Source organism: Bacillus sp. FJAT-29814, assembly GCF_001510715.1.
Lineage (GTDB): Bacteria > Bacillota > Bacilli > Bacillales > Cytobacillaceae > Neobacillus.
In genome coordinates this window covers 534,576-546,086 of the sequence record NZ_LMTJ01000002.1, presented here as the reverse complement: position 1 = coordinate 546,086, position 11,511 = coordinate 534,576, and the positions used below count along the sequence as shown (strand labels likewise).

Below are 11,511 nucleotides of genomic sequence, written 5' to 3'. Positions count from 1 at the left end.
TAGCGTTAACATGTGGATAATGACTAGAGGAGGAATTACTTTGTTGGAAAATCCAATTATTATTGTGGGAGCGGGACCTGTAGGATTAACAGCAGCGGAAATATTAACATCACAAGGAATCCCAGTATTAGTTATTGAAAAGAATGATTCTCCGAATAAAGAATGGAGAGCTTCAACCTTTCATCCTGGAACAATGGAATTACTAGAGACAACAGGATTAACAGAAGAATTATTAAAAAGGGGTCTGAAAGCACCGGTGATTCAGTATCGTGATCGTCAGACCGGACTCTATGCTGAATTTGATGCCACTTTGATTTCAGATGAGACGAAATATCCTTTCCGCTTACAATGTCCGCAATCTACATATACTCAGGTAGTGTATGAACGCCTACAAAAACGCACCAATACGAAAGTACTCTTTAATTCAGAAGTGGTTCAATTCACTCAGGACCCAAATGGCGTATCTGTTACTGTCCAAACCTTTGGAGTGGAACAAACATTTAGAACACCTTTCCTACTGGGGGCAGACGGAGCAAGAAGTTCCATTAGAAAACTCTTAGGCCTATCCTTTGAAGGCTATACACTCGAAGAACGTTTCCTGCTTTCCGGTACACCGAAATCGTTCGAACCATACCTTCCAGACCTCGCATACGTAAATTACATTTCTGACCCTGATGAATTCTTATTTATTTTAAGAGTCCCTGAAGCATGGAGATTATTGTATCCGATTCCACCTTCCGTTTCCGATGAAGAAGCGTTAAGTGATGAAAGCATTCAAGCTGGCTTTAAACGAGCGCTAAAAACAGAAGACGAGTTTCCGATAGTGGAACGAATGATTTATCGTGTCCACCAACGAGTGGCTGAAAAGTTCCATCAGGGACGTGTTGTTTTAATGGGGGATGCCGCACATATTAACAGCCCTCTAGGAGGATTAGGATTAAATAGTGGAATCCATGATGCTGTAGACTTAAGTAGAAGATTAATTCGTATTTTTTCTAATCAGCCTCAAGCAACCATTGAGGAAGAATTGGAGGTTTACAGCAATGTCCGCCGACAAGTGGCCTTGGCCTATGTAAGACAAATTACCGAAAGAAATACTCAGTTAATGAAAGAAAAAGATTCTGAGTATCGTTTGAAAATGCAGCAGGAATTGGCAAAAGAGGCTGCAGATCCTGAATTAGCAAGAAAATGGCTTCTCCGTGCAGCCCTAATCTCAGCCGTACGTGAACAAGGAATCGGAGAACCTCCAAAAGCGAAACAAAACCATTAATGAATAGGAGGCTTTTATGATCACCTATTATAGCGAATCCCTTTTTATCAATCATAAAGAAATAACATCTACAAAAGTATCAAAAATCTACAATCCTGCTGCAAAAAATGAATGCGTGGGAGAAATTGCTCAAGGAACAGCAGAGCATGTAGATCAGGCTGTCAAAGCAGCAGGCCACGCCTGGAAGGCATGGGCAAAAGTCTCTGCTTTCCAACGCGGAGATTATGTAAGGAAAATGGGTGACTTTCTTGAGAGTCATTATGATTCCTTTGTCAAATTGCTGGTAAGGGAAAATGGCCGATTGCAGGGTGAAATCAAAGGTGACATCCTAGGCGGCGCAAATGTTCTTCGATACTACAGCTCTTTAGCTGAGGAAGTCGTAAAAGAGGAAGTAATCGAAAATCAACAAGGGACAATGATCCTCACTCGCCAACCAATGGGAGTCACTTCTATTATTGTTCCTTGGAATTCACCGGTATACCTGACTTGTCTGATGTTAGGTCCGGCTTTAATGGCAGGAAATACGGTGGTTATTAAACCTTCTACGTATTGTCCGCTTGCCCTAACAAGAATTTTAAAGGGGATGGCGAAAATACTCCCACCAGGTGTTCTCAATATCGTTCTTGGTTCCGGTTCTACCGTAGGTGAGGCAATGGCGAATCATCCAAAGGTCCGAAAAATCACCTTTACTGGGAGCACTGAGGTAGGAGCAGGGATTATCAGAAGTGCTGCTGCAACCATCAAAAACGTAAGCATGGAACTCGGAGGAAATGACGCTGCAATTATTTTAGAAGATGCGCAAATGGATGAAAGATTAATAAATGAGCTAATTCAAGGCGTATTTAGTGCAAGTGGTCAAATTTGTTACGGAGTGAAAAGAATCTACGTACAGCATCAAAAGTATCAAGAATTTGTAGAAAAGTTTACTAAAGCTGCAAACAACATAAGAGTGGGTCCTGGGCTTGATCCGCGGTCTACCATGGGGCCGGTTAATAATGAAGCACAATACAACAATGTCAAACAATTAATCCAAAAGGCGATGGAGAGTGGGGCAAAGGTAACAACAGTTGGAGAATTTGTCGAAGGGGTTAACCCATCGGACGGATACTATGTACTACCGACAATCATCACGGACGTAACTCAAGATCACCCGATTGTTCAGGAAGAACAATTTGGACCTGTTATACCGATTCTTGCTTACGAAACAGTGGAGGAAGCTATAGAGATGGCAAATGATACTGAGTTCGGCTTAGGAAACTCAGTTTGGACAAAGGATATCGAAAAGGGTTTTGAAATTGGCCGTCAACTCCAGTCTGGCAGTGTCTTTGTGAATATCCATCGAGTGGGAGCATCTGCAGTTAACATGCCATTTGGAGGGTTCAAACAGAGCGGGATTGGTAGAGGTCATGGAGTCGAAGCATTACGTGAGCAAATGGAATTGCAGGCATTAATCCACCGCAGAGATTTGTAGTGGGTATTAATTTGACTAATGAACATTCAATCAATATATTTGAGTTAACGAGATGTTAACGACTGATTGTGTTGGAGGAAAGATAATGGAAGATAACGGTAAAAACAAAAGGGTGCAATCACTAGAAGTCGGTTTTTCCATATTAAGGGTATTCGCGGAAAAGAAAAGCCCACTTAGTCTAAGTGAAATTGCCCATGAAACGAAATTGCATAAGAGTCAAATCTATCGTTACCTCAATTCCTTTGTTCATTTAGGTGTATTAAGCAGGGATAATGAAGAGAATCAAAATCCAAAATGGCGATTAGGACCTGAATTAATCTCCCTTGGCAGTGCTGCCTTTGATACCTTTGATGTTGCGAAACTGACAGCACCTCATTTAATAGAAATAAAGAATGAATTGAATGAAACGGTGGCATTAAGTATTTGGAGAGATCGCGGACCATTTTTTGTTCGCTATGAAAAAACCAACAAAATCATTAATGTAGAGATTGGAACGGGTTCTTACATGCCAATATTTACAGCTACGGGGAAAATATTCCGGGCATTTCTTCCTGAAGAGATCACAAATGAGCTTTATCAAAAGGAAGTTATTTTTCCTGATAAACTCAATCCGAAAGAGTATGACCTGGATATTGAACGCATTCGGAAAACAGGTATCTCTACAACAGAAGCAAGTCTTGTTTCAGGTATTGCCGCCATCAGCAGTCCGATTTTTTATCCTGATGGTTCATTAGCAGCAGCACTAACAATAGTTGGTATTAAAGGAGAGAATGATATTTCACCAAATTCCCTTTCCAATCAAAGATTGCTGGAAAAGTGCAAAATTATATCCAGAGAATTGGGGTATAAAGGTCCAATGCCAGTTGATGGAGTAGGAACGTTTTGATAAGAACTGTGGAGGAAATTCCTCCACAGTGTGATAAATTCATAGTATACAAAGGGTGGGCAGGAAAATGAAAATTGCATTGTTTAACAATTATAATATTGGCGTTGTGGTGGATCAGTATATTCACAAAATAGATGATATCGTTGCATGGAATGCGCAAAAACCTCAAGAATCACTTCTACAAATCATCCAGAACTTTGATGAGTTAAAACAAAAAATAATAGACTCATTATCTAATACAAAAACCTACCGACTATCTGAAGTAAAATTGAATCCACCAGTTCCAAAGCCCGGAAAAATTGTGGCAGCACCAGTAAACTATTATTTACACCAAGATGAAATGAATGAGCAGTTTAATAATGCGGAATATACGATTGAAAATCTTGGCTTCTTCTTAAAATCTCCTTCTTCCATTATTGGCCCGGGGGATACTGTGAAAATTCCGTTTAAGGAGAGAAGAACCGACCATGAAGCGGAACTTGCTTTCGTTGTAGGCAAGCGGGCAAAGGATGTTCCGGCCTCTGAAGCACATAACTATATCTTCGGCTACTTTGCCTTAATGGATATGACAGTTCGCGGAAAAGAAGATCGTCCATGGCGGAAATCCTTTGATACATTTACCCCAATTGGGCCTTGGATTGTTACTGCGGACGAAATCGAAAATCCGAATGAACTGGCATTTAATTTATGGGTGAATGACGAACTTCGCCAGTCAGCCAATACAAAGAACTTAATTTATGATTGCTATAAATTTTTTGAAACTGCATCAGCCTGCATGACGCTTGAACCTGGTGATATAATCACGACCGGTACACCAGAAGGGGTGGGCCCAATCACAAAAGGTGATCAGGTTCGCATTCAAATTGATCGAATTGGTGAATTTACTGTATCTGTTGATTTTAAATAAGGGGAGGGCTAAGTATGAAAGTATCAGATAAATTATCTGAATTTCATGAACAGTTAGAAAAAGAAAACCTAGGGCCGTTGTGGTCATCAATTCATCAATTAAATACCGTTGAGCCGAAAGCAAAGCCAATTCCTTACTTATGGAAGAAAGAGCTAATTGAAAAGAATTTGGAAATTGCCGAAGAATTACTGGAGGTAGGGAATGGGGCCGACCGCAGAGCAGTATTTTTAATTAATCCTGGGATGAAGGATCTCCAGCCATTGGGCTGGGGAGGAGCTACCCAAACATTATATGCCGCCGTTCAAGCTGTAAAGCCTGGTGAAATTGCGCCAGCCCACCGGCATACTACTACTGCCATTCGCTTTATCATGAAGGGAAATGGGGCCGAAGGCAGGGTAAACGGAGAGAAGATTAATTTTGAAGCAGGAGATTATTTAATTACACCATCTTGGACTTGGCATGACCATGCCAATCTTGGTGATGAAACGGTTTTATGGATGGATTGCTTGGATGTCCCATTCACAATGTTTATGAATGTTTGCTTTACTGAATTTTACCCAGAGAAACAGCAGCGCCTCGAGGTACCGGATGATTACAGTTCTAAACGTTATAGTGGCGGTATGGTACGTCCAATATCGGATAGAAATCCAAGTATCGCTCCATTAGGAAGATATAAATATGGTCAAGCTAAGAAAAGTTTGGATGGATTAAGCGAATTTCCACCAGATGCATTTGATGGTTTTGCGATTGAGTATATCAATCCAAGTACAGGTAAGGACGCAAATAACCGCATTGGAGCAAGATTGCAAAAGCTTTCGCCAAAATTCCATGGTAAAGCCCACCGTCATGTTCATAGTAATGTGTACCATGCTTTTAAAGGAAAAGGATATACCATTATGAATGGAGTGAGATTTGATTGGTCTGAGGGGGACTTCTTCGTGATTCCATCCTGGACTTGGCATGAGCATGTCAATATTTCAGAAACAGAAGATGCCATTCTTTTTTCTACAAATGATTTGCCGATTATGGAAGCTTTCAATTTTGAGAGAGAAGAAGTATACCAGGAAAATAATGGTCACCAAGATATTATCGAAGTGTTTAAACCATTATATTAGGTGTTTGGAGGAAATAAGAAATGCGTTTAGTTACATTTCAAAAAGAGCGTACTGAAAAAATTGGTGCAGTAATAGCCGAAAGAGTCATTGATCTAAATAAATCGTACCAATCTTTATTAAATCTACAAGGAATAAAGCGCAGCCAGGAAATTGCCGATTCTTTACTCCCTGCTGACATGGTTCAATATTTGGAAGGTGGGGAAGCAAGTAAGATTGCTGCCAACCAAGCAATTCAATTTGCCTTAGAAAATCCAAGCGAAGGCTTACAATACAATCTTTCAGAAGTATTACTTCGTGCTCCAATCACAAATCCGGGAAAAATTCTATGTGTTGGTCAAAATTACCGTGAACATATCTTAGAAATGAAAAGGGAGATTCCAAAATTCCCTGTGGTGTTTGCCAAATTTAGCAATGCTGTCAACGGACCGTACGATGATATACCGCTGCCAGAGATTACTGAGAAACTGGATTATGAAGCAGAATTTACTTTCGTCATAGGAAAGCGGGCAAAAAATGTAAAAAAGGAAAATGCCCTAGATTATATTGTTGGTTATACCATTGTAAATGATGTCACTGCTAGAGATTTACAACGACGTACCATTCAGTGGTTCCAAGGAAAGAATCTGGATGGAAGCGCTCCAATGGGGCCGTATTTGGTAACGGCGGATGAAATTCCGAGTCCGTCTGGACTGGAGATTTCACTCACCGTTAACGGTGAACTAAGACAAAGATCAAATACTGAAAATCTCGTATTTGATATTCCATATCTTGTAGAATTTCTTTCCCATATCATGACTTTAGAGCCAGGAGACGTGGTTTGTACAGGTACGCCTGGCGGAGTCGGTTTTGCTATGGAACCGCCAGTCTTCTTAAAAGATGGAGATGTGGTAAAAATTGAAATTGAGGAAATTGGTATGCTTGAAAATAAAGTGAAGGCTGTAAAGCAAGGAGTTGTTTTATCATGAGCCGGACGATTGAAGAATATAAGTCTGAAATTGAGTTAGGGATCAATGAAATCATCAGTCTTGCTGAAAATACACCTAAAGACCAATTAGCTTGGAAGCCAAGCAACGATGAATGGTCGGTCATGGAGGTTCTCTCCCATGTAGAAGAAATTATTTATTATTGGGTAACGGAGCTTCAGCGGGTGATTGCTGTACCTGGGCCATGGGGAAGAGGGATGGATGCCCCGGCAAGGCTTGAGGCAGTACGCCAAGCCCACAGCAGACAGTACCAAGATGTCAAAGCGGGAATTTTAGACGCAACAGCACATGCACTTTCAGCGTTCGATGAAATAAGAGAAGAAAATCTAGCAATCGAAGCCCCTCATCGAAATCCGAAATTTGGCTCGAAAAACATGCATTTTTTAGTGGAGCATTTCCTGGTAGAGCACTTGCAGAAACATATAACTCAGATTAAACGTGTAAAAAAACAATATCAAGAACAGCATATAAATACCTAATCTTTAAAAAGTGAGGTTGGCCGAATGGCGGAAAGTAATTCTTTTTTTCAAAGTAAGGAAGTCTTAGATTTTAATAAAGAATTAGAAAGAAATCATCTTGGACCGTTGTGGAGTGCCATTCCTGAACTATCTTGTAAGGAACCTACCCCACAAGCCATCCCTTATTTATGGAAGTGGGATAAAATTTATGATCAATTAATGAAGGCTAAAGACATTTTTACTCCTGAACGCGGCGGAGAAAGACGGGCAATCTACCTTCAAAATCCAGGATTAAAAGACCGGAAACCTTGGGGATGGGCCTCTGCTACTTCCACGATTTACGTGGCAGTCCAATTAATTTTGCCAGGGGAGGTAGCACCTTCCCATCGCCATACTCAAAGTGCACAGCGTTTCATTACCAATGGTAACGGTGCTTATTCAATCGTCCAAGGTCAGAAAATAACGATGGAAGAAGGAGATTTCCTTACCACTCCGAAAGGACTATGGCATGGACATGGACATGAGGGCGACGGGCCGGTAATTTGGATGGATACGTTAGATATTCCGCTCATTTACTTTTTAAATGGGACATTTTTTGAGGGTCATCCGGATTATATAGAAAAGCCCAGTATACCGGATGATTATTCTATTAAGAGATATAAAGGTGGTATGGTAAGACCAATCAGCGACCGCAAAACTTCAGTTGCACCGCTTGCTTCCTTTAAATGGTCCCAGATTCATACTGCACTCGAAGGTTTAAGTGAATTTGAACCTGATAAGTTTGATGGATTTGCTGTAGAGTATATTAACCCGTCTACTGGCGAAACAGCCAATCCGAATATTGCTTCATGGATGCAAAAATTACCTTCAGGTTACCATTCAAAGGCACATCGTCACACCAGTTCTACTGTATATCAAGTCTACAGAGGTTCCGGTTACTCCGTCATCAATGGTGTGAAATTTGAATGGTCACAAGGTGATTATTTCGTTGTTCCTAACTGGGCATGGCATGAACATGTTGTGACTTCAAAAGAAGATGCATACCTATTTTCCGTACATGATATCCCAGTTATTGAGAAGTTCGGATTACAACGAGAAGAAATATATAATGAAAATAATGGTCACCAGGAAATTAAAAATGAGTTTGTTCCCGAGTCCATTCCATCAACAATTTAATTCTAAAACATAAAAGGACCTAGAAATTCTAGGTTCTTTTTGTACGAAGGGCAGTCGTAAGGAGTGTTAAATATATATTTGATTATTAGGACGCATTCCGATTCTAAGTATAAGTTGCTCATTTAGAGTTTCGAAATAATTGATTGACAATTCACTGAATTTCCACTATTATCGCATTAGTTAATGAAAAAATTGAATGTACATTTTTCTTCTTATCCAGAGAGGTGGAGGGACTGGCCCTTTGAAGCCTCGGCAGCAGGTTCGTATGAATACTGTGCCAATTCCATCAAGCGCATCGCTTGAAAGATGAGAAGAGGGTTTTATTAAACTCTCTTCTTATGAGGAGAGTTTTTTATTTATTCGTAAAATCCAACTTAGGGAATAGGAAAACTAGATAATAAGATTAGCAGAGGAGAGAACAGAGATGAAATATGGGTTTTGGTTGCCGATTTTTGGAGGCTGGTTACGGAATGTGGATGATGAACACATGCCGCCAACGTTTGAGTATGCGAAAAAAGTCATTCAATCGGCCGAAAAATGGGGTTACTCGACGACGTTAATCGCTGAATTATATTTAAATGATATTAAAGGTCCAGAGCATGATTCACTTGAAGCTTGGTCGACAGCAGCGGCACTTGCTGCCGTGACGGAAAAAATTGAAATTATGACCGCGATTCGCCCCGGTTTTCACAATCCTGCCGTGGCAGCAAAAATGGCCGCCAATATTGATCACATCAGTAACGGCCGTTTTACGCTTAACGTTGTTTCTGCTTGGTGGGCGGAAGAAGCGCGGCAATATGGCGGGATTTTTACCGAGCATGATGAGCGTTATGCCCGGACCGAGGAGTTTATTGATGTGCTAAAAGGGTTATGGACAGAAGAAAACTTCCGTTTTTCCGGCCAATTTTACGACCTAAAAGACACGAAGCTTGCTCCGAAGCCGGTTCAACAACCAAACCCGATCCTTTATGCAGGCGGTGAAAGTGAAAAAGGCAAGCAAACGATTGCGGAAAAATGCGATGCGTATGTGATGCACGGTGGAACAGTAGAAGAGATTGAGCGGAAAATAGCCGATATGAAGGCACGTCGCGAACAAACAGGCAATGGGCCATTTAAATCTTTTGGAATGGCTGCTTATGTGATTTGCCGTGATACGGAAGACGAGGCTCTCGTCGAGCTTGAAAAAATCACGAAGGTGAAGGACTCCAGCGGTTATGCCGGCTTTAAAGACTTCACAACAAAATCACATTTGGAGCAGCAAATCCAATTGCAGGATTACTCCGTTTCCAATCGCGGTCTGCGGCCAAATCTGGTAGGAACACCCGAGCAAATTGCCGACCGAATTATACAATATGAAGAAGCTGGCTTAGATTTGTTGCTATTGCAATTTTCCCCACAGCTAGAGGAAATGGAACGCTTTGCGGAGCAGGTTATGCCATTAGTGGAACAAAAACGCAGTTTACTAAAGAACTAGAAAGAGGTCGTGAACATGAGCAAGGTATATGTGATTCATGAAAATAGTGAATGGACTGTCCACTTAACAAAAAGGTTGGAAGAACTGGGAGTCCCGTATGAAGAATGGCATTTGGACGAAGGGACTCTGGATTTATCGGCAGAGCCGCCGGAAGGCATCTTCTATAGCCGAATGAGTGCTTCCTCCCATACACGTGACCATCGGTTTGCCGCGGAATTTACTGGACAAGTATTGGCTTGGCTGGAGGCTCATGGCCGTACGGTATTAAATGGGACGAGCGCCCTAAAGCTGGAAGTAAGCAAGGTGTTGCAATACTTAGAGTTAAACAAGTATGGTGTGAAGACGCCAAAAACCATTGCAGCGGTAGGCAAAGAGAACATCCTAAAGGCTGCAGAAGCATTCGCAGGACAACCCTTTATTACGAAACATAACCGTGCCGGTAAGGGCTTGGGTGTTCAATTATTCCAAAGTGTAGAAGCATTAAAAGCCTATGTGGAAGGACCAACTTTCGAAGAACCGGTCGATGGCATTACCCTGATTCAAGAATATATTGTATCTCCTGAAAGCTACATCACCCGCTGTGAGTTTGTCGGTGGAAACTTTGTGTATGCCGTTAAGGTGGATACTTCGGAAGGATTCCAGCTTTGCCCGGCGGACGCCTGCCAGATTGGCGATTTGTTCTGTCCGGTAGGAGAAGAAGTAGAAGAGAAACCGAAGTTCCAAATCATCGACGGGTTTGAGGACGAAATTTTAGAAAAATATAAAAAGGTCCTGACTGGCAATGGTATTCAAGTGGCAGGAATCGAGTTCATCCGAAATGCGGATGGTGAAATTTATACGTACGATATTAATACAAACACAAACTATAATTCTGATGCAGAAGCAAAAGCTGGGAAATATGGCATGCTTGAAGTGGCTTTATTTTTAAAGAAGACATTGGAAGAAAAGTACGCAGCAGCAGCAACGGTGTAATTTGGTTCAAGTAAATATAGATTAATGTAAAACTGAGCTGTCCTATTTGGCGGCTTTTTTTGTTTGCAACATAATATTTATTTGATAGATGCTTATTTAACTATCGAGGCTTTTGTTAAGATTAATGATCGTTTCGGCGGTTATATTTATCTTATTAGACTAACATGACAGTATGGTTAAGAAAAAGTTTATTAGGTATTTCATTCGGTTTAGATGTAATTTACATCAGAGAAAAAATTAAAAGAGAATCCGAATGTAGATTAAAAAAAGGAACTGCCATCAAGCCCACTAAATCCAGTTGAAAAAGGAACAATCTGCTGGAAAAAAAGCCTTTATTGAATGTGCCTCATTCTACATAGAACCTCGACAGTAAATCCACCCGGTGCTTTAACATAGAATGTCCAACCATGCAACCTTTGTGGGGGTTTCACATCAAACCCATCATCTTTCAAGCGTTGATTGATTTCGTTCACTCGCTCTTCGCTCTCCAGTGAAAAGCCGATATGAAAGCTCTTGGGGTAGCTGACCTGAGCACCTTTCATTAAGGCGAGCAATAATCCGTTTTCGTCGGTCAGTACAGCGAATGAATCGCCATGCGTGCTCTTGGTTTGCAGGTCGAAATATTTCACAAGGAATTCTCGAGCTGCATTAACGTCAGTGACCGTGAGATTGAGATGATTTAGTTTCATAGGTTATACTCCTATTCTTAGTGATAGTTACTGGTGATTGTTGTTTTTTTCATAATTATGATTTATTTAAATTATAAATGGAGATAAAACATATTTAATCAATCAAATTG

11 protein-coding genes and 1 riboswitch are annotated in these 11,511 nt (G+C 40.9%); of the genes, 10 read left to right on the top strand and 1 reads right to left on the bottom strand.

Features of this window, described 5'->3' with window-relative positions; genetic code table 11:
* Positions 1–43: 43 nt before the first annotated feature.
* The 10 genes from AR334_RS06725 (at position 44) to AR334_RS06680 (ending at position 10,712) form a co-directional block, all read left to right on the top strand.
* Positions 44–1,270, top strand: coding sequence for an NAD(P)/FAD-dependent oxidoreductase (locus AR334_RS06725; protein WP_172799169.1), 1,227 nt, complete (start codon positions 44–46; stop codon positions 1,268–1,270).
* Between the two features lie 16 nt (positions 1,271–1,286).
* On the top strand, positions 1,287–2,741 hold the full coding sequence (locus AR334_RS06720; protein ID WP_066307156.1) for an aldehyde dehydrogenase: 1,455 nt from the start codon (positions 1,287–1,289) through the stop codon (positions 2,739–2,741).
* A gap of 85 nt (positions 2,742–2,826) precedes the next feature.
* Entirely contained in the window at positions 2,827–3,627 is an 801-nt protein-coding gene (locus tag AR334_RS06715) for an IclR family transcriptional regulator (protein WP_066307154.1), read from the top strand.
* A 67-nt stretch (positions 3,628–3,694) separates the two neighbouring features.
* Positions 3,695–4,534, top strand: coding sequence for a fumarylacetoacetate hydrolase family protein (locus AR334_RS06710; protein ID WP_066307152.1), 840 nt, complete (start codon positions 3,695–3,697; stop codon positions 4,532–4,534).
* 14 nt (positions 4,535–4,548) lie between these two features.
* Entirely contained in the window at positions 4,549–5,649 is a 1,101-nt protein-coding gene (locus tag AR334_RS06705) for a cupin domain-containing protein (protein WP_066307150.1), read from the top strand.
* Positions 5,650–5,669: 20 nt separating this feature from the next.
* Positions 5,670–6,614 carry a fumarylacetoacetate hydrolase family protein gene (locus tag AR334_RS06700; protein ID WP_066307148.1) on the top strand — a complete coding sequence of 315 codons (945 nt, stop codon included), beginning with the start codon at positions 5,670–5,672 and terminating at the stop codon, positions 6,612–6,614.
* Complete coding sequence (locus AR334_RS29860) at positions 6,611–7,111, top strand: DinB family protein (RefSeq protein ID WP_066307146.1); 501 nt, start codon at positions 6,611–6,613, stop codon at positions 7,109–7,111. The genes AR334_RS06700 and AR334_RS29860 overlap by 4 nt, the downstream gene beginning before the upstream one ends.
* A 24-nt stretch (positions 7,112–7,135) precedes the next feature.
* A complete protein-coding gene (locus AR334_RS06690) occupies positions 7,136–8,266 on the top strand; it encodes a cupin domain-containing protein (protein WP_066307144.1) in 1,131 nt (376 codons plus the stop codon).
* A 209-nt stretch (positions 8,267–8,475) separates the two neighbouring features.
* Positions 8,476–8,579, top strand: a riboswitch (SAM riboswitch).
* 111 nt (positions 8,580–8,690) lie between these two features.
* On the top strand, positions 8,691–9,740 hold the full coding sequence (locus AR334_RS06685) for an LLM class flavin-dependent oxidoreductase (RefSeq protein WP_066307142.1): 1,050 nt from the start codon (positions 8,691–8,693) through the stop codon (positions 9,738–9,740).
* A 15-nt stretch (positions 9,741–9,755) separates the two neighbouring features.
* Positions 9,756–10,712, top strand: a complete 957-nt coding sequence (locus tag AR334_RS06680) for a RimK family alpha-L-glutamate ligase (protein ID WP_066307140.1) — start codon at positions 9,756–9,758, stop codon at positions 10,710–10,712.
* A 332-nt stretch (positions 10,713–11,044) separates the two neighbouring features.
* Here AR334_RS06680 and AR334_RS06675 read toward each other — a convergent pair whose 3' ends face one another.
* Entirely contained in the window at positions 11,045–11,401 is a 357-nt protein-coding gene (locus tag AR334_RS06675) for a VOC family protein (protein WP_066307136.1), read from the bottom strand.
* Positions 11,402–11,511: the final 110 nt, after the last annotated feature.

Excerpts from the sequence above, each read along its gene's own strand:
- AR334_RS06700 (WP_066307148.1), top strand. The coding sequence starts at position 5,670 with ATGCGTTTAGTTACATTTCAAAAAGAGCGTACTGAAAAAATTGGTGCA.
- AR334_RS06685 (WP_066307142.1), top strand. The coding sequence starts at position 8,691 with ATGAAATATGGGTTTTGGTTGCCGATTTTTGGAGGCTGGTTACGGAAT.
- AR334_RS06680 (WP_066307140.1), top strand. The coding sequence starts at position 9,756 with ATGAGCAAGGTATATGTGATTCATGAAAATAGTGAATGGACTGTCCAC.
- AR334_RS06720 (WP_066307156.1), top strand. The coding sequence starts at position 1,287 with ATGATCACCTATTATAGCGAATCCCTTTTTATCAATCATAAAGAAATA.
- AR334_RS06715 (WP_066307154.1), top strand. The coding sequence starts at position 2,827 with ATGGAAGATAACGGTAAAAACAAAAGGGTGCAATCACTAGAAGTCGGT.
- AR334_RS06710 (WP_066307152.1), top strand. The coding sequence starts at position 3,695 with ATGAAAATTGCATTGTTTAACAATTATAATATTGGCGTTGTGGTGGAT.
- AR334_RS29860 (WP_066307146.1), top strand. The coding sequence starts at position 6,611 with ATGAGCCGGACGATTGAAGAATATAAGTCTGAAATTGAGTTAGGGATC.
- AR334_RS06690 (WP_066307144.1), top strand. The coding sequence starts at position 7,136 with ATGGCGGAAAGTAATTCTTTTTTTCAAAGTAAGGAAGTCTTAGATTTT.
- AR334_RS06675 (WP_066307136.1), bottom strand. The coding sequence starts at position 11,401 with ATGAAACTAAATCATCTCAATCTCACGGTCACTGACGTTAATGCAGCT.
- AR334_RS06705 (WP_066307150.1), top strand. The coding sequence starts at position 4,549 with ATGAAAGTATCAGATAAATTATCTGAATTTCATGAACAGTTAGAAAAA.